Source organism: Saccharothrix texasensis (assembly GCF_003752005.1).
GTDB classification, from domain to species: Bacteria; Actinomycetota; Actinomycetes; order Mycobacteriales; family Pseudonocardiaceae; genus Actinosynnema; species Actinosynnema texasense.
Genome location: NZ_RJKM01000001.1, coordinates 2,492,741 through 2,515,948 on the forward strand (window position 1 = coordinate 2,492,741; position 23,208 = coordinate 2,515,948).

Below are 23,208 nucleotides of genomic sequence, written 5' to 3' on the forward strand. Positions count from 1 at the left end.
CCGTGCTCCGGGTGCGCTTCGGCCATCGTCACCCGGAGTCGGTGTCACCGCACCTCGGCGTCACCCCACCCGGTGGTCACAGCAGGCCTCGCCGGTACGCGGCCACCAGTCGGCGCGGCACCGTCACCTCGCGACCGTCCAAGGTGGTCACGGGGACGAGGTCGGGCGCCGAGGCCTTCCACCGCGCCCGGCGGTGGCGGGTGTTGCCGCGCGAGGTCCTGCGCTTGGGGACGGCCATGTCAGCGGCTCCTCCTGCCGTAGCGGCGGTTGAACTTCTCCACGCGGCCCGCGGTGTCCACGACCCGCTGGTTGCCGGTCCAGAACGGGTGCGAGTCCGCGGTGATGTCCACGGTGATCAACGGGTAGGTGCGGCCGTCCTCCCAGTCGATCGTGCGGCTCGACGTGGCCGTCGACCGGGTGAGGAACGCCTTGCCCGTCGACTGGTCCTGGAAGACCACCGGGTGGTAGTCGGGGTGGATGCCCTGCTTCACAGCTCCTCCATCTGGTCGTGCCACTCGGCGAACGGGTCGACGAACTCCAGCTCGTCGACCAACGCCGACTCCTCGTCGGTCACCAGCGCCTCGCGCAGCGCCTGCGCGATCTCGTCCGGCGCGGCGGAGGCGGTGATCACCACCAGCTCCTGCGACCGGTCGCCGTGCTCCGCGTCCCAGCGGGCCGCCGCCGACGCCCGGCGCTCGGCGTCCACTTCGGACCAGTCGTCCACGGCCGCCAACCACGGGCCGAGCGTGCCGACGTTCAGGGCGCCCCCGGCGGATTCCAGCCACAGCGCGACGTCCGGTCGGCTCGCCACCCAGAACCGGCCGCGGGTCCGCACCACGCCGTCGAGCAGCACGTCGAGGGCCTGGTGCAACCGCATCGGGTGAAACGGGCGCCGGGCCGTGAAGTGGACGACGGACGCGCCGGGCGCCGGGTCCAGCGGCGGCCGGCCGCGCAGCAGCGGCCCGAAGCCGTCGTCGACGCGTCCCCGGCGCGCGTCGGGCGGGATCGCGGCGAGCAGGGCGGGCACGTCCAGCGTGCCCAGGTCGTGGCGCGGCGCGAGCGGCGACAGGCGGTCGAGCACGGCGTCCAGCGCCTCGCCGCCGCCGACGCCCGTCATCACCAGCGCGTCGGCGAACTCCGCCTGCCCCACCACGACCTGCGCCACGGTCCGCTCGTCGGTCGCGGCCGCGGCCAGGCCGCGTTCGGCCAGCGTGACCTCGCCGGTGGCGTCGGTCAGCCACGTGGTCCGGTCGACCACCGTGATGACGGCCTCGACCCGGACGTCGAGCCCGCTCAGGGCGAAGCAGACGGCCTCCGGCTCCAGCGCCGGGTCCAGGTGCACGACCACTCGGCCGCCCAGGCGTTCGAGCAGCGGCAGCAGGTCCAGGCGCAGCGTGCACGAGACGCACCCGTGCGCCAGTTCCAGCACGGTCAGCCGGCCGTCGACCCAGCGGCGCACCACGCCCTCGGCCAGGTCGCTCAGGTCGTGGCGGACCAGCGCCGACCCCGGTGACGCGCGCCAGACCTCGTCGGCGACGTCGTGGTGCGCGAGCCCGGCCACCAGTACCACCTCGGTTCCCATGTGGGGTACCGTAACTGGAAACGATTGTCATTTCAATTCAGGAGGTCGTGTGTCCTCGCGCCACTGCCGGCTGACCGGCCGCAAGCCGGGCTTCGGCAACCAGGTCTCGCACTCGAACCGGCGCACGTCGCGGCGCTGGCTGCCCAACACCCAGCGCCGCCGCTACTGGCTGCCCTCGGAGAACCGGCACGTCGTGCTCATCCTGTCCACCAAGGCGATCAAGACCGTCGACCGGCGCGGCATCGAGTCGGTCGTCGCGGAGCTGCGCGCGCGGGGGGAGGAGGTCTGATGGCGAAGTCCACCGACGTGCGGCCGGTCATCAAGCTCCGGTCCACCGCGGGCACCGGCTACACCTACGTCACCCGCAAGAACCGCCGCAACGACCCCGACCGCATGGTGCTGCGCAAGTTCGACCCCGTCGTGCGCCGCCACGTCGACTTCCGCGAGGAGCGCTGATGGCCAAGAAGTCCGAGATCGCCAAGGACCGGCAGCGGCGGGAAGTGGTCGCCCGGCACGCCGAGCGCCGCGCGGAGCTGAAGGAGGTCATCCGCACCGATCCCGAGCGGCGCGGCGAGGCGCAGCGGGCACTGCGGAAGCTGCCCCGCGACGCCAGCCCCACGCGGCTGCGCAACCGGGACGCCGTGGACGGCCGCCCCCGGGCGTTCCACCGCGCGTTCGGCCTGTCGCGCATCCGGCTGCGCGAGATGGCGCACCGGGGCGAGCTGCCCGGCGTCGGCAAGGCGAGCTGGTGAGCCGGGCGCCCCGGGGCGAACGCGCGCCGAAGCGCCGGGTGAACCCACTGGCCGGGGAGGGCGTCGCCGAGGTGGACTGGAAGGACGCGGCCCTGCTGCGGAAGTTCGTCTCCGACCGCGGCAAGATCCGCTCCCGCCGGGTCACCGGCCTCACCCCGCGGCAGCAGCGCCAGGTCGCCACGGCGATCGAGAACGCCCGCGAGATGGCCCTGCTCCCCTACCCCGGCCAGGGGCGGTGACCAGGTGGGCCGCCGTCTTCGGGGACGGCGGCCCCTCGTCCGCCGAGGGCCGCCCGCCGCCCACCACGGTGGCGACCCGTCCACCATTTGACCATCTCTTTACTCTTCGGTCGTCGTGCCCGATACTGGGCGCCGAGGGGAGTACTTCCCAAGCGCTCGACCGGTCAGTACGGACATCCCGAGAGGTGTCCCCGGCGGGCCGCCCGTCAGGGTGAAGGAGACCTCGAACCGCAACGTTCGAGGAGCCTCGATGCCCGTGCACGTCCTCGCTTCGGCGAGCCCCGACGACTCTGTCGGGTCGCCCGGCCTGTGGTTGGTCAGCATCGCCGTCCTGGTCGCGCTGCTGGTCGCCGACTTCGTGGTCACCCGCCGTCCGCACGACGTGTCGATGCGGGAAGCGGCGGGGTGGTCGGTGTTCTACCTCACGCTGCCGGTGGCGTTCGGGCTCTGGCTGTGGAGCTTCGCCGGCAGCGACCGCGCCCTGGAGTTCATGACCGGCTTCGTGGTCGAGAAGTCGCTGTCGGTGGACAACCTGTTCGTGTTCATGCTGCTGCTCGCGGCCTTCGCGGTCCCCACCGCCGTTCAGCAGCGCGTGCTGCTCTACGGCATCGTCGGGGCGCTGGTGCTGCGGGGCGTGTTCATCGCGGCCGGCGCGGCGATGCTGTCGGCCGGCACGTGGGCGTTCCTGGTGTTCGGGCTGGTCCTGTTCGCCTCGGCGGTGAAGCTGCTGCACGACGCGGTCAGCGGACCCGCCGCCGAGCGCGACGTCTCCCGGATGCGGTCCGTGCGGCTGCTGCGGCGGCTCATGCCGGTGACCGACGACTACCGCGGCACCCGGCTGACCGTGCGCGAGCACGGACGGCGCGCGCTCACGCCGCTGGCGCTCGTGGTGGTCGCGGTCTTCGCCACCGACGTGGTGTTCGCCGTCGACTCGGTGCCCGCGGTCTACGGCATCACCGACGACCCCTACCTGGTGTTCGCCACGAACGCGTTCGCCCTGCTCGGCCTGCGCGCCCTGTACTTCGTGCTGCACTCCGCCCTGGCCAAGCTCGTCCACCTCAACCACGGGCTGGCGATCATCCTGGCGTTCATCGGGGCGAAGCTGGTGCTGCACTGGGCGCACGGCATCTGGCCGGGCGTGCCGGAGATCCCCACCCCCGTCTCGCTGGTGGTGATCATCGGCGTGCTCGCCGTCGTCACGGTCACCAGCCTGCGCTCCCGGCGGCGCGCCGACGACGAGCAGGCCGCCGCGCCGCGGGGCTGAGCACCACCGCCGGTCGACCGCCCGGCGCGGGACGGTCGACCGGCGCATGCCGGTCAGCCCCGGTCGCCCAGGTCCAGGCGGTCGGCCAGGCCGGCGGCGGCGAACGCGGCCACCAGGTCGTCACGGCCCTCGGTGAAGTGGGCCCAGCTGTCGTAGTGGACGGGCACCACCTGGCGCGCGCCGAGGATGCCGGCGGCCTCGGCGGCCTGCGCGCTGTCGAGGACGATCACCGCGCCGTCGAAGAGGACCGGGAACCGGGGCGCGCCGGCGAACAGGATGGCCGTGTCCACCGGGCCGAAGCGGTCGGCGACCTGCCGGACCGCGTCGAGCGAGGCGTTGTCGCCGCTGACGTAGACCGTGGGCAGGCCCTCCCCGGTCAGCACGAAGCCGACGACCTGGCCGGTGAGCGGCTCGACCTCGGCGCGGGCCGACGGACCGTGGACGGCGGGCACCCCGGTCACCGTGACCGTGCCGCCGTCGGGGCGGTCCAGCTCGACCGACTCCCAGTCGGCGAGCCCCTTGGCCCCGCCCCCCAGCCGCTGCCCGCCGCCGGGCGTGGTGAGGGTCAGCGGGACGTCGGCGAGCAGCGCCCGACCGGCCCGGTCGAGGTTGTCCGGGTGCTCGTCGTGGGAGAGCAGGACGACGTCGACCCGGCCCAGGTCCGCGGGCGTGGCGGCGGAGGGCGCGGTCTTGGTCAGCGTGCCGCGCGGCACGGGGTAGTCGCCGGGCTCGTCGAACGTGGGGTCGGTCAGGAAGCGCAGCCCGCCGTGCTCGAACAGGGCGGTCGGGCCGCCGAAGACGCGGACGGCGAGCCGATCGCTGGTGGTGCCGGTCATCAGAACCTCACGGATGATCAAGGGGCTATCCGTGAGGGACGGTAGCCGCTTCTCACGGAAGAACACAACTCGTACCATGAGACCCATGAGGGACGCCCCGGTCGACGACGCCGTGCTGCCACCCGCCCCCGGCGCGGAGGACTACCTGGCCGTCGACTTCGTCAACAGCGCCGTCGCGCTGCCCGGCGGGCAGTTCACCGACTTCCTCGGCACCCCCGGCGGCACGAACCAGTGGCTCTTCGACCGCGGTCTCGCGCCCGCCGACGCCGGGGTGCGGGAGATGTGCGCGTCGCAGCTGCGCTCGTTGCGCGAGAACCTCAGGTCGCTGTTCGCCGCCCGGGTCGCCGGGGTGCCCGCCCTGCCGGCGGCGCTGTCCGCCGTCAACGACGCGCTGAGCAAGGCGCCGACGGCCGCCCTGCTGCGGTGGGACGAGCGGACCGGCCCCTACCGCGCCACCCCGTGCCCCACCAACGAGGTCCTGGACCGCGCGCTCGCGACGCTCGCCGCCAACGCCGCCGACCTCCTCACCTCACCCGACGCCGACCGCCTCACCCGCTGCGGTTCGACCCCGTGCAACCGCTACCTGCTGCGCCACGGCCGCCGCCACTGGTGCTCCACCCGCTGCGGCGACCGCGCCCGCGCCGCCCGCTCCTACGCCCGGCGGACGCTGAAGGCGAGCTGACCGGGCGGCCCCACCGCACGCCGCGCCTCACCACACGATGTCGCTCAACGCCTCCAGCGGTGCGCGCTCGTCCAGGGACTCCGGCACGACGAGGGTGTCCGCGGCCGTCAACGCCGTCGGGAACGTGAAGCCGCAGCGCTGTTCGACCTCGCCCAACCGCACCTGGAACACCCGGAACTCGTCCAGGTCCAGCGACTCCAGCTGGTTCAGGTTCTGGGTCAGCACGAACGCCCGCGCCTTCAGCGTGCCCGCCGAGGTGAAGGCGATGACCTTCCAGTACTCGCGCGGCAGCGCCACGCCCCGGAACACGCGGTCGTCGGGGCGGAACACCGGGCCGCCGTAGACGCTCACGCGGAGGTCGTCGACGTCCACGTCGGACATCACCGCGTCCTCGAGCCGGCCCCACAGCCCCTGCCGCATGCTCTGGTTGAAGTCGTCCATCTGGGGCGTGATGTTGGTGAAGAAGAACGAGTCCACGTTCGCCTTCTGCGCCACCGCCTTCGGCCCCCACAGCAGGTCGGCGCGCCGGGCCAGGTGGCCGCGGTCGAGCCGGTTGCCCCGGTACAGCTCGTCGCCCACCTGGAACTCCGCCGGCAGCCGCGGGTCGAGCACGAACGGGATGCCGGTGCGGTTGATCGACTTCAGGTCGCCGCCGTCGATGTTCCACGCCACCCAGAACGCGAACCGCCGCGACTTGCTCTGCGCCAACGAGAAGTGCGTGTAGTCGACCACCACCGACCCGTCCAGCTCGACCGCGTCGGCCCGCGCCGCCTCGCCGAGCTCCGGCACGCCCACCGGCGTGCCGAGGAAGTTCTCGTCGAACCCGACCAGCGCGGCCGCCTCGACCCGCCGCGGCGGCGTGAGCGTGATGCCCAGCTTCTCGAACACCGAGCCGGGCAGGCACGCCAGCGCGTGCTCGTCCGGGCTGTCGCCCGACTCGCCCGCGAAGTGCAGGCCCGCCATGGTCTTGCCGGTCCGGCCGTTGGCCGCCTTGAACAGCCACGCGGAGCCGGAGTCGCCGCCCATGCTGATCTCGCCGTCGGCGGCGGGCCGCGCCGGGTCGGGCCCGATCTCGAAGCAGCCGATCTGCCGCTGACCCACACCCGGCCCGTAGTCGATCTTGACGAGGGTGTCGACGCGCCGGACCACGCCGTGCGTCACGCCGGTCGTCCGGCCGCTCTTGACGACCTTGTCGCCCAGCTCCGGCTCGCCGAGCCGCTCCACGGCCACGCCGAGGTCGAGGACCTCCGCCTCGAACCGCCGGTCCTCGATGGTGGCGACGGCGCAATCCCCCGCCGCGCCGAGGTGCGACCGGACGAGCCGGCCCAGCCGGTTGCGGTCGGTGCGGTTGTCGTCGTGCACGCCGGGCTGCACCACGTCCTCGCCCAGCGCGCCGTTCGGGCCGTGCAGCACGTGCCAGTTGCTCAGCACGTACGGGGTGCCGTCGACCCGGTCGTAGACGACGCAGCCGAAGGTGCCCGCGGAGACGCGGACGTGCCCCAGGCTCACGCCCGGCGCCACCGGGTCGACGCGCGTCTTGCGCACGTCGCCGACCGCCTCCCCCACCACGTGGAAGTCGACCCGGTAGTCGCGTTGCAGCACGTCGGTGGGCACGGGCACGCCGTCGACCTCGATCACCTCGGGCAGCGGCGCGGTGCCGAGCGCGCGCAACGCCTCGGGCTCGGCGACCTTCTGCCGGACGGTGAACTGGATGGCGATCCGGTCCGTCGGCTTGCCGTCTGCCACCTTGTAGCCGATGCCGATCGAGGACACGTTCGGGTCGCGCAGGTAGTCGGCGCCCTTGGTGCGCACGAACCGCCTCAGCGACGCCTGCAGACCGTTCTTCTTCTTGACCATGAGCGCAACCCCCTGTGTGTGCGCGCCGGTGGCCTTGCTGTCGACGTCACCCGATCCGGTGTTAGCTCAACCCCGTCGCGTTCACCCATTCAGCCCAACACCTGACCACCGAATGCAGTCTGCATCCCCGAGAAGGCGGAAAGTTGACCATCGGATGACTGATCTTTGAACTCTGATCGGACCTGTCGCCGCCCCGGTGCACGTGCTGTGGTTCAAGGACGAGCACGTTCCCCGACGAAACCCTGCCTGTTGGAGGAGCTGTGAAGATCAGACACGTCACCGTGGCGGGCGCGCTGTTGGCCGGCCTCGTCGCCCCGACCGCGCACGCCGCCCCCGCACCGCACGCCGGTCCCGCTCCCGTGCTGCACGCCGACCGCGCGCACGCCGTGGCGGGCGGCTACATCGTGGTGCTGAAGCGGCACGAGGACCTGGCCGCCGCCCGGTCCGCGGCGGCCAACGTCACGTTCACCTACCGGACGGCCCTGCCCGGCTTCGCGGTGCGCGCGACCGCCGCGGAGGTCGACCGGCTCGCCGCCGACCCCCGCGTCGCCTACATCGCGCAGGACGCGCGCGTCCGGCTCGACGCCCGCGACCCGGCCGCGCCGGACGTCACCGCGCAGGACCTGGTGGTCCAACCGGACCCGCCGTCCTGGGGCCTGGACCGGATCGACCAGCGCTCCTTGCCGCTGGACCACAAGTACTTCCACCCGAACACCGCGTCGACCGTGCGGGCGTACGTCTTCGGCACCGGCATCCGGTACACGCACCAGGAGTTCGCCGGCCGGGCCGTGCCGGGGCTCGACACGGTCGGCGGCGTCACCCCGCCCGGCAACGACTGCAACGGCCACGGCACGCACATGGCGGGCACGGTCGGCGGCCGGACCACCGGCGTGGCGAAGGACGTGACCCTGGTGTCCGTGCGGGTGTTGAACTGCCAGGGCTCCGGCACGTACTCGCAGATCATCGCGGGCATCGACTGGGCGACGCAGGACGCGGCGGCGAGCGGCCGGCCGGCGGTCGCGCTGATGACGCTCGGCGGCACGGCGAACCAGGCGTTCAACGACGCCATCACCAGGTCGATCAACGCGAACGTGCACTACTCGGTGGTGTCGGGCGGCTCCAACGCCAACGCGTGCGCCTACTCGCCCGGCAGCACGCCGTTGGCCACCACGGTCGGCGCGACGGACGCCAACGACGCGAAGGCGAGCTTCTCCAACTACGGCACGTGCATCGACGTGTGGGCGCCGGGCGTGAACATCACCTCGGCGTGGGGCACCTCGGACACCGCGTACTCGACCATCAGCGGCTCCACGGCGTCCGCGCACGCGGCGGGCGTGGCGGCGCTGTGGCGGCACCGGTTCCCGGGCGACTCGGCGGTGGCCGTGGCCGAGGCGCTGCGGGCCAACGCCACCCCCGGCGTGGTCACCAACCCCGGCACGGGATCGCCGAACCTGCTGCTGTTCATGGGCATGATCCCGGTCTAGCCCGCTCGCGCGGGCCCGGTCGCGGGTGTCGACGGCGGCCTGCGTGCGACCACGCAGGCCGCCACCCGAGGGTGGCGAGGTGCGGCGCCGGCCGATCCGGCGGTTCGCGCGACCGCCGGCCACCGGCAGACGCGCGCCTCGGCCGAGGCAGTTCCCCGCGGCGAGGAGCAAGGGGCGACGGGCGACGGGCGACGGGCGACGGGCGAGGCTGCCGGGAGTCCCGGGCCAGGGCACCGGGGGCCCTGGGCGTGCCGATGCCGGAGACCCCGGAGGCTGCCCGTGGGTCGTCGCCCGGCGGCAGTACGTCGCTCTCCGATGCCCGGCGGCAGTACGTCGCTTTCCGATGCCCGGCGCCGGTGCCTCGCGCTTCGATCCGATCCCGGGCTGCCGGTCGGGGCGCAGGCTTCGGTGGTTGAGGGCGGCCTCTTTGTTCAACCGACGTTTCAGGGTTCCAGAAACGCCGTTATCTTTGATCGGGTTGGTGAGATTCACCCGATCGTGGTGGTCGGACTACCCGGCCAGCCGCCCGGCCACGACCAGCAGCGCCGCGATCACCGCGATCGCCGCGTAGGGCACGTACACCCGGGGCCGGCCGCGGGTGCCCGCCCACGTCAGCACCGCCGAACCCGCCCACACCAACGCGGTGCCGCCGGCCGCGACGATCATCGGCACCCGCCCGTACGAGCAAACACCCGACACCGGGTAGTCGCAACTACCCGTCGGGGTGAACGCCATCAGCCCGTACACCATGGCGATCGGCGCGACGACGCACAGCAGCACCGTGCCGAGCACGGCGAACCGTTTCATGGGCCCGCACGGTAGCAGCACCACCGTGCGGGTCCACAAAGGACTAGGGCGCCCAGGGCGCGGTGACGGCCCAGCTCACGTCCGCGTCGTACGACACGGGGTTGTCGTACGCGTGGGCGCCGCCGTTCACCGCCACCCACACCTCCTCCGCGTAGTGCCGAACGCTCGCGCCCAACTCGTTCACCGACGCCAACCGCACGCCGCCGGCCGCGGGCTGGGCGCAGAACGTGGCGTCCCGCCGGAACAGGTCGCTGCCGTCCGACGCGCCCAACCGGACCCGGAACGCCGCGTGCCGCAGGTACTGGCCCGGCACGTTCCTCGACTCGAACGAGTAGCACGACGGGTCCGACAGGCCGCGCCGCACGACGAACGTCGCGTCGCCCTTCGCCAACGCCGGACTGGCGGCGTCGACCACGTCGGTGCGCGCCAGGCCGTCCCGGTGCCGCAGGTAGCGGTCCGTGAAGCCGGCGGTGGTCACCCGGAACGACCGCGCCTGGTCCAGCGGCAGGTCCGCGCCGCTGCGCCAGAGCGGCACGACCGCCGCCCAGGTGGTGTCCGCCGCGAAGCTCGTGGCGCTGTCCCACGGGTTCGTCCCGCCGGGGCGCGCCAGGTAGACGCCCTCCTGGTAGTGCCGGATGAACTGGCCGGGCAGGTTGCGCGACTCCAGGACGGTCCCGCCGGCTCCGGCGCGCGCGCAGAACGTGGCGGCGGAGGAGAACCCGGCTGTCCCGTCGTGGGCGTCCGACCGCACCCGTGACGCGGAGTGCCGCAGGTACCGCCCGGGGAAGTTGCGCGACTCGAACGACAGGCACGCCGCGTCCGCCAACCCGGGCCGGGCCCAGAACGTGGCGTCCAACCGGCCCAGGTCGTCGGCGATGACGTCGGTGCGCGCCAGTCCGTCCCGGTGCCGCAGGTGCCGGTCGGTGTAGCCGGGCGTGGTCACCCGCAGGGAGATCACCTCGCCACGTCCGACCTCGGTGCCGTCGGCCAGGGCGAGCACCCGCCGGTTGACCTCCCGCACCCGCGCCTCGGACATCTTCAGCACCTGGCGGTCGTAGGTGTAGAAGCCGTTGACCTCGTTCTCCACGTCGTACGGCTCGGTGTACACCGAGGCCGACAGCCCGCGCGTGTGCACGAACCGGCCGACTTCCTTGGTGATCTCCACGTACCGCCCGGTCAGCGACGCCTCGTCCGGGTACAGGTCGCCGTAGGCGAAGCCGGCGCCCGGTTGCCACTCGTGGCCGGCGACCCGCCGCCCCAGTCCGCCGTACTCGCCCAGCACCGCGACCCGGGTGGCGTCGGGTGGCCGGGTGGCGGCGGACATCTGGTAGGCGTGGTCGTCGATGATGTCGCCGTTGCCCGGGTCGGGGTCGGAGACGCAGCAGTTCGAGCCCGAGTTGTGGTTGATCAGCCGGGTGTTGTCGACGGACCGGACCAGGTCGACGATCCGGCCGGCGTCGTACTCGCCCCACCCCTCGTTGAACGGCACCCACTGCACGATCGACGTGATGCCCTTGAGCTGGTCGAGGATGCGCCGCAGCTCGGACTCGAAGTTGGCGTGCCCGCCGGGCGCCTCGTCGACCGCGTCGAGCGCGGGCATGTCCTGCCACACCATCAGCCCGAGCCGGTCGGCGTGGTAGAACCACCGCGCCGGTTCGACCTTGATGTGCTTGCGCACCATGTTGAAGCCGAGCGCCTTCTGCCGTTCCAGGTCGAAGCGCAGCGCGGCGTCGGTGGGCGCGGTGTAGATGCCGTCGGGCCAGTAGCCCTGGTCGAGGGTGCCGAGCTGGAACACGAACTTGCCGTTGAGCAGCGGTCGCATCACGCCGCCGACCATCGCCTTGCCCAGCGACCTCATGCCGAAGTAGCCGGTGACGACGTCGCCGCCCAGGGTGACGCGCAGGTCGTAGAGGTACGGGTCGTCCGGCGACCACAGCCTCGCGTTGGGCACCGGCACGCGCAGGTGGGAGCCGACCGCGCCGACGGCCGTGCCGACGACCTGCCCGCCGGACAGCGCCTCGGCGCGCACCGACTGGCCGGCCGTGCCCTGCACGACGAGGTCGAGCACGCCCGCCGGCACGTCCGGTGTGGTGTCCAGGCGGGTGATGTGGTCGGCCGCGACCGGTTCGAGCCACACCGTCTGCCAGATGCCGGACGCCGCGGTGTAGAAGATGCCGCCGGGGTTGCGGCGCTGCTTGCCGATGGGGTGGAGGTTGCCGTCCACTGTGGATCGCACGCCGACGACGACCTCGTTCGCGCCCGCGCGCAGCGCGGAGGTGATGTCGAACGAGAACGCGTCGAACCCGCCGGTGTGGGCGCCGACGCCGACGCCGTTGACCCAGACGCGGGTCTCCCAGGTGACCGCGCCGAAGTTCAGCTTCACCCGGCGGCCGCTCCACCCGGTCGGGGTGGTGAAGGTGCGGCGGTAGTACATGTGGTCCTCGTGCCGTGTGATGCCCGACAGGGCGGACTCGATCGGGTAGGGCACCAGGACGGCCTCGGCGAGGGTGCGGCCGAAGGGCGGTGAGGACAGGTCGGGCGCGCCGGCGAACTCCCACACGCCGTTGAGGGTGAGCCAGTCGGACCGGACCAGCTGCGGGCGCGGGTACTCGGGCAGCGCGTTGGTGGGCGACACCTGTCCCGTCCACGGGGTGGTGAGCGGCGCCGGTTTGGGCTGCCAGACCGCCGCGCCGGCGGTGGCGGGCAGGGCGACGAGGAGGGTGCTGAGGACCAGCAGTCCGGTCAGGCCGGACAACAGCTTGCGCATGGGTGGCTCCACGGTCGGCAGGGTGCTGGTGACGTGGGTGCTCGTGACGCGAGTGCTCGTGACCTGGGTCACTTGCCGTTCCTACCTCGTTGATACAACGTTGTAAAGCTCCTGACCGGCCGGCTAGGATCCCGGTCGTTACCGAGAATCGACACCGACCCACGACCCGCACCCGCACCGGAGGCACCGATTGGCCACGCTCAAGGACGTCGCGGCGCTGGCCGGCGTGTCGGTGAAGACGGTGTCGAACGTGGTCAACGGCTACGCGTTCGTGAAGCCGGAGAACCGCCGCCGGGTCGAGGAGGCGCTCGCCGCCACCGGCTACCGGCCCAACCTGGGCGCGCGCAACCTGCGCCGCGGCCGGACCGGTTTCGTGGCCCTCGTGCTGCCCGAACTGGTCGTGCCGTACTTCGCGGAGCTGGCCGGGCTGGTGCTCGGCGCGGCGCAGCAGCACGAGTGGAACGTGCTGATCGAGCAGACCCTCGGCACCCGCGAGGGCGAGCGGGACACGCTGGCCTCGCTCGGCTCGCACATGATCGACGGCGCGATCGTCAGCCCGGAGTCGCTGGAGGCGCGCGACTTCGGCGAGCTGGCGCCCGGCATCCCGGTGGTGATGCTCGGCGAGCACTCGGTGGACCTGCCGATCGACCACGTCGGCATCGACAACGTGGAGGCGGCGCGGGTGGCCGTGGCGCACCTGGTCGGCCTCGGCCGGACCCGGATCGCGGCCATCGGCGCGCACCCCCACCGCGGCACGGCGGCGCAACGCCTGGAGGGCTACCGCAAGGCCCACGCCGAGGCCGGTCTGCGCGTGCGCGACGACCTGGTCGCGACCGCGTTGAACTACCACCGCCGCGACGGCGCGGAGGCGATGGCCCGCCTGCTCGCCGCCGACGAGCCGCCGGACGCGGTGTTCTGCTTCAACGACCTGCTGGCCGTGGGGGCGGTGCGGGCCGCGGCCGAGCGGGGTGTGCGGGTGCCCGACGACCTGGCGGTGGTCGGGTTCGACAACACCGAGGAGGGCACGTACAGCCTGCCGACGCTGACCACGGTCGCGCCGGACAAGGCCGCGATCGCCCGAGCCGCGGTCGACCTGCTGCGGCGGCGCGTCGACGACCCGGGACGGGCGCCGGAGCACGTGCGCACGCCGTTCTCGCTCGAGGTCAGGGAGAGCACGGGGGGTGGCGCGTGACGCGGGACGGGGTCTTCGAGGCGCCGGGGCGGATCAACCTGATCGGCGAGCACACCGACTACAACGACGGGTTCGTGCTGCCGATCGCGCTGCCGCACGTCGTGCGGGTCACCGCGGCCCGGCGGGACGACGGGGTGCTGCGGCTGTCCTCGCGCCAGGCGCACGGCGTGGCCGAGGTCCGGGTGGCCGACCTCGTGCCGGGCGCGGTCACCGGGTGGGCGGCCTACGTGGCGGGCGTGGTGTGGGCGTTGCGCGAGGAGGGTCACCCGATCGGCGGGTTCGGGTTGCTCGTGGACGGCCGGGTGCCGTTGGGGGCGGGGTTGTCGTCGTCGGCGGCGTTGGAGAGCGCGACCGCGTTGGCGGTGACCGAGCTGTCGGGCGTCGGGCTGGACCGCCGCGAGCTCGCCCGGATCGCGCAGCGGGCGGAGAACGAGTTCGTCGGCGTGCCGTGCGGGATCATGGACCAGTCGGCGTCGTTGTTGGCGCGGGAGCGGCACGCGTTGCTGCTCGACACGCGCTCGATGGAGACCGAGCACATCCCGTTCGACCTCGCGCCGGCCGGGCTCGCGCTGCTGGTCGTGGACACGAAGGCGCCGCACCGGCTGGTGGACGGGGAGTACGCGGCGCGGCGGCGGGACTGCCACCGCGCGGCGGAGCTGCTGGGCGTGCCCGCGCTGCGGGACCTGACCGGGGCCGAGCAGGACCTGCCGGACCGGCTCGCGCGGCGGGTGCGGCACGTGGTGACGGAGAACGAGCGGGTGGCGCGGGTGGCGGACCTGCTGCGCGCCGGCCGGGTGCGGGAGATCGGGCCGGCGCTGACCGAGTCGCACGTGTCGTTGCGCGAGGACTACGAGGTGACCGTGCCGGAGCTGGACGTCGCGGTGGAGGCGTTGCTGGCGGCGGGCGCGGCGGGCGCCCGGATGACCGGCGGCGGGTTCGGCGGCTGCGTGATCGCGCTGGTGGCGGAGGCGGACGTGGAGGCGTGCGCGGCGGCGGTGCGGGCGGCGTTCGCCGGGCGCGGGTTCGGGGAGCCGGAGTGCTGGACCGCGGTGGCGGCGGCCGGGGCGCGTCGAGCGGGTCACGTCCCGGCGCGGTGAGCGGCGGGCGCCGCCCGCGTCACGGGAATCGTCGATCGGCCGGGTGCGACCCCGTCTGCCAGGTTTTTCGATAACCGATACACCAGCTGGTCGGACATCTCTTCACCTGCGGTGTCGTCCGCCGGCTCCGGCGCGCCCTCCTCACGGGGCTTCGGCCGGTCCACCGGACGTACACGTCGGGGATGGCCACTGATCACCTCCGGCGTGTACGCAGTACCGGAACGCGTTCTTCCCGGCCCTGCACCGAAGGAGAGCTGTGTCCCCACTGACCCGACGAACGCTCATCGCCGGCGGCATCGCGAGCGCCGGCGTGACGGTCCTCGCCCCCACCGCCGCGAACGCCGTCTCCTACCCGTTCACGCTGGGCGTCGCCTCCGGTGAGCCCGTCGCGGACGGCTTCGTGATCTGGACGCGCCTCGCGCCCGACCCGCTCGCCGCCGACGGCCTCGGCGGCATGGGCAGCGCCTCGGTCGCGGTCGAGTGGCAGGTCGCGGCCGACCAGCGGTTCACCCAGCCCGTCCGCAGCGGCACGGCGACCGCGACGCAGTCGTGGGCGCACAGCGTGCACGTCGAGGTGTCCGGCCTGCAGCCCGGCCGCGAGTACTTCTACCGCTTCCGCGCCGCCGGGCACATCTCCCCCGTCGGCCGCGGCGTCACCGCGCCCGCGGTCGGCACCAGCCCGTCGCTGACCATGCTGTTCGCCTCCTGCGCGCACTACGAGGAGGGCTACTTCACCGCGTACCGGCGGATGGCCGAGGAGAACCCGGACCTGATCCTGCACCTGGGCGACTACATCTACGAGGGCGCGGCGACCACCACGAAGGTGCGCAAGTTCGCGCCCGGCGTGGAGATCGCGGGCCTGGCCGACTACCGGGTCCGCCACGCGCAGTACAAGGCGGACGTCGACCTCCAGGCCGCGCACGCCGCCGCGCCGTGGCTGGTCGTGTGGGACGACCACGAAGTCGAGAACAACTACGCGGGACTGGTGCGCGCCAACACGTCGCCCGCCGGTGACTTCAAGGCGCGGCGCGCGGCGGCGTACAAGGCGTACTACGAGCACATGCCGCTGCGCGCGGCGCAGGCGCCGGTCGCGGAGAACATGCAGCTCTACCGGCGGGTCCGCTGGGGCAGCCTGGCCACGTTCCACATGCTCGACACCCGCCAGCACCGCGACGACCAGGCGTGCGGCGACGGCACGAAGGTCTGCCCGGAGGCCGACGACCCGGCACGCACGCTGCTCGGCGGCACGCAGGAGGCGTGGCTGCTCGACGGGATGCGGCAGAAGCTGGGCACCTGGGACTTCCTCGGCCAGCAGGTGTTCTTCGCGCAGAAGCTGGCCTCGGCCGACGGCGCGAAGTCCATGGACTCGTGGGACGGCTACAGCGCCAACCGCGGCCGGTTGCAGCGCGGGTGGGACGCGGCGGGCCTGCGCAACACCGTCGTGCTGACCGGTGACGTGCACCGGTCGTGGGCCGCCGACCTGATGAACGACTACGCCGCGCAGGACCGGGTCGTCGGCACCGAGCTGGTGACCACGTCGGTGACCTCCGGCGGCGACGGCAACGCCGCGGACAACGGCGTGTCCGGCCTCAACCCGCACGTGAAGTTCTACAAGAACCTGCGCGGCTACGTCCGCACCGTCACCACACCGACCCGGATGGACGTCGACTTCCGCTTCCTGGACCGCGTCACCACGCGTGACTACCCGGTCCGGACCTTGCAGAGCTACGTCGTCCAGGCGGGCAACCCCGGATTGCAGGCGCCGTGAAGAAGCTGATGACCATGATCGTGGCGCTCATGCTGGTGGGCGCCGGAACCGCGTCGGCGGCGGTCACCTGGACCGCCGCGAACAGCACCGCCACGGGCGACCAGGACAACGCCGCCGTGGCCGCGGTGCGCAACGGCTGGACCGCCGTGGTGTGGGAGGACGACCGCGACGACGTCGCGCCCACCGACCCCGTGCACAGCGACGTGTGGATCCGCCTGTTCAAGGACGGCGTGTCCCGGTACGAGAAGAAGCTGTCCACCGGCGGCACGGGCGACTGGCGGCACGTCCAGCCGGACGTGGCGGTGCACGACAACGGCGTCGCGGTCGTCGTGTGGGCCGATGACGGCGAGGGCAACGGCTACTACAACATCCAGGTGCGGGAGCTGAACACCAGCGGCGCCGTGACCGGGTCGGCCAGGGCCAACGCCGACACCGGCGGGCAGCAGCTGGACCCGGCCGTGGCCGCCGACCCCGACGGCGCGGGGTTCGCCGTGGCCTGGGAGGACGTGCAGACCGCCGCCGACCCGACGGTCCGCGTCGCCGGGTTCGCCTCCGTGACGTCGAAGACCTACGAGGCCCAGGTGCACGCGACCGGCGGCGCCCACCAGCGGCCGGACGTGGCCATGGGCGCGGCGGGCAACGCGATCGTGGTGTGGGACGAGGACGGCGACGGCAACGGCTTCTTCAACGTCGGCCGCAAGATCCTCACCCCGTCGGGTGGCGTGAAGCTCGCCCAGGGGACCGCCAACGCCGCCGGTGACGGTCAGCAGCGACGACCGGTCGTGGCGGCGAACTTCAACGGCGACCACGCGGTGGCCTGGGAGACCGACCACACCGGCACGGCGCAGGTGGGCGTGCGCTCCTTCGCGGCCGGTGGCGCCGCCCGGACGGCCGCGGACGCGGTGCTGGCGGGGACCGACCCGCAGATCGGCATCGACGACCAGGTGAACGTCGTGGTGTCCTCGGTCGAGGCGCAGGACGTGGTGACGCAGGGCCTCAACCCGGACGGCACGGTCGCGGGCAGGCTGCCGCGCCAGGTGACGGTGTCGACGGCGACGGGCAGGCAGGACGAGCCCGCGGTCGGCGTGGACGCGTGGGGACAGATCACCGTCGTCCACACCGACGACAACGACGGCAACGGGTTCGACCAGGTGTACCTGGGCACCGGGTGGGTCAACAGCACCTGGTGACGCGCGACGCGGTCGACTGATCGTTGGCGTCGCCAACGTCCGCCGTGTACCGTTGGTCTCACCAACATTGGTGAGACCAACGGAGTGTCGCATGATCACGCCTTTCACCCTCGACGTGCCGCAGGCCGAGCTGGACGACCTGACCGACCGGTTGGCGCGGACCCGGTGGCCCGAGGAGCTGCCGGAGGCCGGGTCCGACTACGGGTTCCCGCTGAGCGAGGTCCGCGCGCTGGCGGACCGCTGGCTGAACGGCTACGACTGGCGGCGGCACGAGGCCGAGCTGAACGCGCTGCCGCAGTTCACCACCGAGGTCGACGGCCAGCGCGTGCACTTCCTGCACGTCCGCTCGGCCGCCGAGGACGCGCTGCCGCTCGTGCTGGTCCACGGCTGGCCGGGCTCGGTCTGGGAGTTCTCGGACGTCATCGGGCCGCTGTCGCGGGACTTCCACCTCGTCATCCCCTCCATCCCCGGCTTCGGGCTGTCCGGGCCCACCACCTCGCGCGGCTGGGACATCCACCGCGTGGCGAGGGCGTTCACCGAGGTGATGAGCAGGCTCGGCTACCGGCGGTACGGCACGCAGGGCGGCGACTGGGGATCCGGGATCGCGCGGGCGATGGCCGCGGCCGCGCCCGGGAACGTGGTGGCGGTGCACGTGAACTACCTGCCCACACCACCCGTCGAAGGCGTCGAGCTGTCCGAGGAGGACGGTCGGCGGCTCGACCGGATCAAGGCCGTGATGCGCGACCGGCCCGGGTACCAGGTGTTGCACGCGACGCGACCGCAGACCGTCTCCTACGCCTTGACGGACTCGCCGGTCGGGCAGCTGGCGTGGATCGCGGAGAAGTTCGCCGAGTGGGCCGACCCGGCCTCGGGGATCGACGTCGACCGGGTGCTGACGAACGTGACGCTGTACTGGCTCACCGGGACCGCGGGCTCGTCGGCCCGGCTGGCCAGGGAGACCGGGATCGTGGCCAACGACTGCGCCGCGCCGTTGGGCGTGGCCGTGTTCGCGCACGACATCGTGCTGCCGGTGCGGCCGTTGGCGGAGCGGGCGTACCGGGTCGAGCACTGGAGCGAGTTCGCGCGGGGCGGGCACTTCGCCGCGATGGAGGTGCCCGAACTGCTGGTCGGGGACATCAGGACGTTCTTCGCCGGCCGCGAGTAATGCCCGATCGGGGCCCTCGCTTCACCCGGACGTGGAGCTGGACCTAGGTAGAGTTCGACCATGGTCAGTTCACGACGAGGGCCGCGGATGACGCTTCCCGCGCAGCTCGTGCTGGGCGTCCTGCTGGAGGACCCCGCGGTGGCGCGGTACGGGCTGGAGATCTGCCAGGTCGCCGGGCTGCCGAGCGGCACGGTCCACCCCATCCTGGCCCGCCTGGAGCAGTGCGGGTGGGTCACCAGCCGGTGGGAGGACGTCGACCCGAGCGAGCAGGGCCGGCCCCGGCGCCGGTACTACCTGCTCGACCCGGACAGCGTCGCCCACGTGCGGTCGGCCCTGGCGCGGGCCAGGACCCCGGTCTCCCGGCTGGGCCTGCTGCGACCGCACGCGGCGGGTGGCACGTGACCAGGCGGCGGCGGCTCGCGCACGTCAGCGCGCTCGCGCGTGAGCTGGAGGCCGCGCTGGACGGCAAGCTCGACCGCATCCTCGACCGCAAGCTCGCCCACGACCTGGCGCTGGAGCTGCGCCGGGCGATCGAGCGGAGCCGCGTGGTCGACGCGCGCCTGGTCGAGGTCTGCGAGCGGGTGCGGGCGCTGGAGTCGGCGGTCGAGGTGAACTTCCGCGGCACCACCAGCTTCGGCCCGCTGCTGGACCGCGCGCGGTCGATCCGGGTCGGGCTGGAGGAGGTCGAGCGGACCTCCGCCGAGGCCGGTCCGGCGAACCGGCTGATCGAGACGGCCGTCGCGGTGTTGCCGGCGCACCACCGGGCCCGGTACGGCGAGGAGTTCCGCGCCGAGCTCGCGGATCTGCCGCGCCACCGGCGGATCCCGCACGCGATCGGGTTGGTCAGCCGGTCGTTGCGGCTGCGGCGCGCGCTGCTCGACGCGCGGGCGACGAAGTCGGCGCGGCCATGAGCATCGCCCCGGCCGTGGTGTCGTGGGCGTGGCGGCGGCTGTGGCCCGCGCGGCGCCCGCCCGGCCCGGAGCACCGGTCCATCCTCGTGGTCGACATCGCGGGTTTCGGGCGGTGGCACGACCCCGCGCAGATCGAGGCGCGGCACGTGCTCACCCACGCCGTGCGCACCGGGTTCCGCGCCGCCGGGATCCGGTGGTCCGACCTGGCCGTGCAGGACCGCGGCGACGGGATGATGGTCCTGATCCCGGCGGCGGTGTCCAAACTGGACCTCCTCGACCCGGTCGTCCCCCGGCTCGTGGCGGCGCTGCGGCAGCACAACCAGGCGGTCGCGCCGGACCTGCGCATCCGGGTCCGGGTCGGCCTGCACGCGGGCGAAGTCCACCGCGACCCGCACGGCTGGGTCGGCACCGACCTCAACACGACGTGCCGGCTGGTCGACAGCGCGCCGGTGCGGGAACGGCTGGTGGACCACGCGGTGCTCGTCGTGTCGGAGGTGATCCACCAGGGCGTGGTGCGGCACGGCTACCGCCGGGTCGACCCGGCCTCCTACAGCTCCGTCGACGTCGCGGTGAAGGAGGTCCGGGAACGGGCCTGGGTCACCACCCGGTTCTAGAGGACCAGGGAGATGCCGGTCGCCGTGACCACGACGGCGACCGACGCGTCCAGGACGCGCCACGCCAGGGGACGGGCGAACGCGCCGGACAGCCAACGCGCGCCGAACCCGAGCGCGCTGAACCACAGCACGCTGCCCGTGATCGCGCCGGCCGCGAACCACCACCGGTCGCCGCCGAACCCGGTGGACGCCGTGCCCAGCAGCAGCACGGTGTCCAGGTAGACGTGCGGGTTGAGCCACGTCAACGCCAGGCAGGTGACGATCACCGCCGCGCCCGCTGCCCCCGCGCCGTCCGGTTCCGGCGACGACGGCCGCAGCACCCGCCGCGCCGCCAGCACGCCGTAGCCGACCAGGAACACCGCGCCGACCCACCGCGCCACCGCCAACGCCGACGGCCACGCGGTGAGCACCGCGCCGACGCCGCCGACACCGAGCGCGATGAGCAGCGCGTCCGAGCCCGCGCAGATCGCCACGATCGCGGGCACCTGCCGGCGCAGCACGCCTTGCCGCAGCACCAAGGCGTTCTGCGCGCCTATCACGACGATGAGGGACAGCCCGGTGCCGAGACCGGCGAGCAGCGCGTACGTCACCTCCCCGACGTTAGGAACCGGCGGCCGATAAGGCCAGCTATCTTTTCTTCAGTATCATCAGCGTTCGTGATGCTCGATCCGGAGTGCGTGCGGACCCTGCTGGCCGTCGTCGACGAAGGCACCTTCGACGCCGCCGCCAAGGCGCTGCACGTCACACCGTCGGCCGTGAGCCAGCGGATCAAGCTGCTGGAGCAGCGCACCGGCCGCGTGCTGCTGGTCCGCTCCAAACCGGCCCGGCTGACCGACTCCGGGGCGGTGATCGCCCGGTACGGCAGGCAGCAGGCGTTGCTCGACCGCGACGCCCGCGACGCGCTCGGCCTGGTCGAGGACCCGACGCCGATCCCGGTCGCGGTCAACGCCGACTCGCTCGGCACCTGGTTCCGCCGCGTGGTCCGGGAACTCGCCACCGACGACGGCCTGGTGCTCGCCGTGCGGCGCGACGACCAGGACCACACCGCCGACCTGCTGCGCCAAGGCCTCGTCGTGGGCGCGGTCACCTCCTCGCCCCGGCCGGTGCAGGGCTGCGTCGTCCGGCCACTCGGGAACATCCGCTACCACGCCGTCGCGGCCAAGCGGTTCGTCCGGCGCCGGCTGGCCGACGGGCAGCCGCTGCACGACGCGCCGGTGATCGTGTTCGACGAGAAGGACGACCTGCAGGACCGCTTCTGCCGCGAGCTGTCCGGCCACGACGCCTCCGCGCACCGGCACCACCTGCCCGACGGCCACGTGTTCGAGGACGCCGTGGTCGCGGGCGCGGGGTGGGCCCTGTTGACCGAGCACCAGATCGCCGCGCACCGCGGGCTCGTGCACCTGGCCCCCGACCGGCCCGTGGACGTGCTGCTGCACTGGCAGCAGTGGAAGCTCGACTCCCCGCCGCTGGCCCGGGTCGCCGACGCCGTGTTCCGCGCGGCGGCGGCCGAGCTGCACTGAACCCCGACCCCGACCCCGACCTCGGCCGGATGGGCGGAAACCGACGAACCGCCCGGCTCGTTCCGCCACCATGGCGGCATGAGCGAGCAGCCGCAGCAAGTGAGCCGTGCCGTCCTCGGTTTCCCGCGCGGGCGGCGCGTGCGGCGAGCACTGGCAGCGGTGGCCCTGCTCGCCGCGGTGGCGAGCCTCGCGCCCCCGTGGTGGTGGCAGGCGGCGGTGGCGGCCGGGCGCTGGGCGGGCCGGCACTGGCCGGTGGTGGTCCTCGTCCTGGTGGCCGGCGCGTTGTCGGTCGGAGGACGGCGGCGCCCCTCGGCGGTGGTGCTCGGACGCCGGCCGCGCACGCCCGCGATGCCGCTGCTCGTGCACGTGGCACTGCTGCTGGGGTTGGCCGCGGCGGTCGCGGCAGGCGTGGGGGTGGTGCTGTGGGACGTGCTCGGGCAGCCGACCGACCGTCCTCAGGCGCCCGGCGCGCCCCTCGCGCCGACGTGGGGCGTCCAGGAGCGGCTCGACGCGGTGAAGGTGGTGCTGACCGTGGTCGGGGGCGTCGGCGCGGTCGTGGCGTTGACCGTCGCCTACCGCAGGCAACGCCTCACCGAGGCCGACTCCCACCGCGAGGACACCAAGGTGGTGCTCGACCGCTACACCAAGGCCGCCGAGCTGCTGGGCGCGGCCGACGCCTCGGTCCGCGTCGCGGGTGTGTACGCGTTCGCCGCGCTGGCCAACGACGCGCCCGAAGCGCGCCAGGGCTGCATCGACGTGCTCTGCGCCTACCTGCGGCAGCCGTACGGCACCGCGGCCGACCCCGGGCCGCACGACCCCGGTCAGGAGCGCCAGGTGCGGCTCACCGTCATCCGGCTCATCCGCGACAACCTGCACCTGGCCGACGACGACCCGCGCAGTTGGCGCGGCCACGACTTCGACTTCACCGGCGCGGTCTTCGACGGCGGCGACCTCGCCGGGGCGACCTTCGCCGAACCAGGCCGGGTCACCTTCGCCGAGGCCACCATCACCGGCGGCCTGTCGTTCGACCGGGCCACGGTCGCCGGCGGTGCCATCTCCTTCGACCGCGCCCGGTTCGCCGGGGGTGCGGTGTCTTTCAAGGACGCCCGGTTGACCGGGGGCAGGGTGTCGTTCGTCGACGCGCGGTTCGTCGGGGGCACGGTGTCGTTGGCGGAAGCGCGGTTCGCCGGCGGCGTGGTCGACCTCTCGGGCGTCGACCCGGAGTCGTCGACCGGGGTGTGGCCGACCGGCACCCCGGCACCTCCTGGCCTGCGGTTACCGGCCGACCGCCGCATCCCGCGAACCTGAATCTTTTTTGTCTACACTGAAGCTATAGAGACTTTCGCATTCGACCGCCCTGTCCGGTGGACACCACCGGCCCAGCGGCGTTACCCCGCGCAGCGGGTTCCTGGTCTGGACCTGTGATGGGAGAATCGAATCCTGACAACGTTGTCAGACCTCCTACCCCTGCCGGAGGTTCC

The 23,208-nt window shown here is 73.2% G+C and carries 25 protein-coding genes; 17 read left to right on the forward strand and 8 right to left on the reverse strand.

Annotated elements, in window-relative coordinates; genetic code table 11:
* Positions 1-76: 76 nt before the first annotated feature.
* From rpmF to mrf, 3 genes are read right to left on the reverse strand one after another with little or no spacing between them, the layout of a single operon-like run.
* Positions 77-238: a 50S ribosomal protein L32 gene (rpmF, locus tag EDD40_RS09560; protein ID WP_123742582.1), complete on the reverse strand. Its 162-nt coding sequence runs from the start codon at positions 236-238 to the stop codon at positions 77-79.
* A gap of 1 nt (position 239) precedes the next feature.
* Positions 240-491, reverse strand: a complete 252-nt coding sequence (locus EDD40_RS09565) for a type B 50S ribosomal protein L31 (protein WP_123742583.1) — start codon at positions 489-491, stop codon at positions 240-242.
* Positions 488-1,582, reverse strand: a complete 1,095-nt coding sequence (gene mrf / locus EDD40_RS09570) for a ribosome hibernation factor-recruiting GTPase MRF (protein WP_123742584.1) — start codon at positions 1,580-1,582, stop codon at positions 488-490. Before mrf ends, EDD40_RS09565 begins: the two co-directional genes overlap by 4 nt.
* A 49-nt stretch (positions 1,583-1,631) precedes the next feature.
* On the opposite strand from mrf, the gene rpmB reads away from it, so the two are divergent.
* The 5 genes from rpmB (at position 1,632) to EDD40_RS09595 (ending at position 3,837) form a co-directional block, all read left to right on the forward strand.
* Positions 1,632-1,871: a 50S ribosomal protein L28 gene (gene rpmB / locus EDD40_RS09575; protein ID WP_246037570.1), complete on the forward strand. Its 240-nt coding sequence runs from the start codon at positions 1,632-1,634 to the stop codon at positions 1,869-1,871.
* A complete protein-coding gene (gene rpmG / locus EDD40_RS09580) occupies positions 1,871-2,038 on the forward strand; it encodes a 50S ribosomal protein L33 (RefSeq protein WP_123742586.1) in 168 nt (55 codons plus the stop codon). The genes rpmB and rpmG overlap by 1 nt, the downstream gene beginning before the upstream one ends.
* Positions 2,038-2,334 (forward strand): 30S ribosomal protein S14, encoded by a 297-nt coding sequence (rpsN, locus tag EDD40_RS09585; RefSeq protein ID WP_123742587.1) that lies wholly within the window; start codon positions 2,038-2,040, stop codon positions 2,332-2,334. The genes rpmG and rpsN overlap by 1 nt, the downstream gene beginning before the upstream one ends.
* Positions 2,331-2,573, forward strand: a complete 243-nt coding sequence (rpsR, locus tag EDD40_RS09590; RefSeq protein WP_123742588.1) for a 30S ribosomal protein S18 — start codon at positions 2,331-2,333, stop codon at positions 2,571-2,573. Before rpsN ends, rpsR begins: the two co-directional genes overlap by 4 nt.
* Before the next feature lie 250 nt (positions 2,574-2,823).
* Positions 2,824-3,837: a TerC/Alx family metal homeostasis membrane protein gene (locus tag EDD40_RS09595; RefSeq protein ID WP_123742589.1), complete on the forward strand. Its 1,014-nt coding sequence runs from the start codon at positions 2,824-2,826 to the stop codon at positions 3,835-3,837.
* A 53-nt stretch (positions 3,838-3,890) separates the two neighbouring features.
* On the opposite strand, the gene EDD40_RS09600 is transcribed toward EDD40_RS09595, so the two are convergent.
* Positions 3,891-4,673: an MBL fold metallo-hydrolase gene (locus EDD40_RS09600; RefSeq protein WP_123742590.1), complete on the reverse strand. Its 783-nt coding sequence runs from the start codon at positions 4,671-4,673 to the stop codon at positions 3,891-3,893.
* Positions 4,674-4,758: 85 nt separating this feature from the next.
* Between EDD40_RS09600 and EDD40_RS09605 the strand changes: the two genes are divergently transcribed.
* The gene (locus EDD40_RS09605; protein WP_123742591.1) at positions 4,759-5,355 is read left to right on the forward strand and encodes a CGNR zinc finger domain-containing protein; all 597 of its coding nucleotides are present in this window, start codon (positions 4,759-4,761) and stop codon (positions 5,353-5,355) included.
* Between the two features lie 27 nt (positions 5,356-5,382).
* Here the strand turns inward: EDD40_RS09605 and EDD40_RS09610 are convergent, their stop codons facing one another.
* Positions 5,383-7,212, reverse strand: a complete 1,830-nt coding sequence (locus EDD40_RS09610) for a DNA/RNA non-specific endonuclease (protein ID WP_123742592.1) — start codon at positions 7,210-7,212, stop codon at positions 5,383-5,385.
* Positions 7,213-7,472: 260 nt separating this feature from the next.
* Here EDD40_RS09610 and EDD40_RS09615 point away from each other — a divergent pair, with 260 nt between their 5' ends.
* Complete coding sequence (locus tag EDD40_RS09615) at positions 7,473-8,696, forward strand: S8 family peptidase (protein ID WP_246037571.1); 1,224 nt, start codon at positions 7,473-7,475, stop codon at positions 8,694-8,696.
* Between the two features lie 510 nt (positions 8,697-9,206).
* Here the strand turns inward: EDD40_RS09615 and EDD40_RS09620 are convergent.
* A complete protein-coding gene (locus EDD40_RS09620) occupies positions 9,207-9,503 on the reverse strand; it encodes a hypothetical protein (protein WP_123742593.1) in 297 nt (98 codons plus the stop codon).
* Positions 9,504-9,546: 43 nt separating this feature from the next.
* Positions 9,547-12,270 carry an AbfB domain-containing protein gene (locus EDD40_RS09625; protein WP_123747899.1) on the reverse strand — a complete coding sequence of 908 codons (2,724 nt, stop codon included), beginning with the start codon at positions 12,268-12,270 and terminating at the stop codon, positions 9,547-9,549.
* A 190-nt stretch (positions 12,271-12,460) separates the two neighbouring features.
* On the opposite strand from EDD40_RS09625, the gene EDD40_RS09630 reads away from it, so the two are divergent.
* The 8 genes from EDD40_RS09630 to EDD40_RS09665 all read left to right on the forward strand — a co-directional run bounded on the left by EDD40_RS09630 (position 12,461) and on the right by EDD40_RS09665 (position 20,207).
* A complete protein-coding gene (locus EDD40_RS09630) occupies positions 12,461-13,462 on the forward strand; it encodes a LacI family DNA-binding transcriptional regulator (protein WP_123742594.1) in 1,002 nt (333 codons plus the stop codon).
* Complete coding sequence (galK, locus tag EDD40_RS09635; protein WP_123742595.1) at positions 13,459-14,559, forward strand: galactokinase; 1,101 nt, start codon at positions 13,459-13,461, stop codon at positions 14,557-14,559. Before EDD40_RS09630 ends, galK begins: the two co-directional genes overlap by 4 nt.
* 256 nt (positions 14,560-14,815) lie before the next feature.
* Positions 14,816-16,327 (forward strand): alkaline phosphatase D family protein, encoded by a 1,512-nt coding sequence (locus tag EDD40_RS09640; RefSeq protein WP_123742596.1) that lies wholly within the window; start codon positions 14,816-14,818, stop codon positions 16,325-16,327.
* Positions 16,324-17,517, forward strand: a complete 1,194-nt coding sequence (locus EDD40_RS09645) for a hypothetical protein (RefSeq protein ID WP_123742597.1) — start codon at positions 16,324-16,326, stop codon at positions 17,515-17,517. Before EDD40_RS09640 ends, EDD40_RS09645 begins: the two co-directional genes overlap by 4 nt.
* 91 nt (positions 17,518-17,608) lie before the next feature.
* Positions 17,609-18,682, forward strand: a complete 1,074-nt coding sequence (locus EDD40_RS09650) for an epoxide hydrolase family protein (protein ID WP_123742598.1) — start codon at positions 17,609-17,611, stop codon at positions 18,680-18,682.
* Positions 18,683-18,769: 87 nt separating this feature from the next.
* Positions 18,770-19,084, forward strand: a complete 315-nt coding sequence (locus EDD40_RS09655; RefSeq protein ID WP_123742599.1) for a PadR family transcriptional regulator — start codon at positions 18,770-18,772, stop codon at positions 19,082-19,084.
* The gene (locus EDD40_RS09660; RefSeq protein WP_123742600.1) at positions 19,081-19,593 is read left to right on the forward strand and encodes a hypothetical protein; all 513 of its coding nucleotides are present in this window, start codon (positions 19,081-19,083) and stop codon (positions 19,591-19,593) included. The genes EDD40_RS09655 and EDD40_RS09660 overlap by 4 nt, the downstream gene beginning before the upstream one ends.
* Complete coding sequence (locus EDD40_RS09665; RefSeq protein ID WP_123742601.1) at positions 19,590-20,207, forward strand: nucleotidyl cyclase domain-containing protein; 618 nt, start codon at positions 19,590-19,592, stop codon at positions 20,205-20,207. The genes EDD40_RS09660 and EDD40_RS09665 overlap by 4 nt, the downstream gene beginning before the upstream one ends.
* Here EDD40_RS09665 and EDD40_RS09670 read toward each other — a convergent pair.
* Entirely contained in the window at positions 20,204-20,797 is a 594-nt protein-coding gene (locus EDD40_RS09670) for a LysE/ArgO family amino acid transporter (protein ID WP_123742602.1), read from the reverse strand. The genes EDD40_RS09665 and EDD40_RS09670 overlap by 4 nt on opposite strands.
* Positions 20,798-20,866: 69 nt before the next feature.
* Between EDD40_RS09670 and EDD40_RS09675 the strand changes: the two genes are divergently transcribed.
* Together EDD40_RS09675 and EDD40_RS09680 are read left to right on the forward strand one after the other, a co-directional pair.
* Complete coding sequence (locus tag EDD40_RS09675) at positions 20,867-21,727, forward strand: LysR family transcriptional regulator ArgP (RefSeq protein ID WP_123742603.1); 861 nt, start codon at positions 20,867-20,869, stop codon at positions 21,725-21,727.
* A 78-nt stretch (positions 21,728-21,805) separates the two neighbouring features.
* Positions 21,806-23,035, forward strand: coding sequence for a pentapeptide repeat-containing protein (locus EDD40_RS09680; RefSeq protein WP_148088744.1), 1,230 nt, complete (start codon positions 21,806-21,808; stop codon positions 23,033-23,035).
* Positions 23,036-23,208 lie beyond the last annotated feature (173 nt).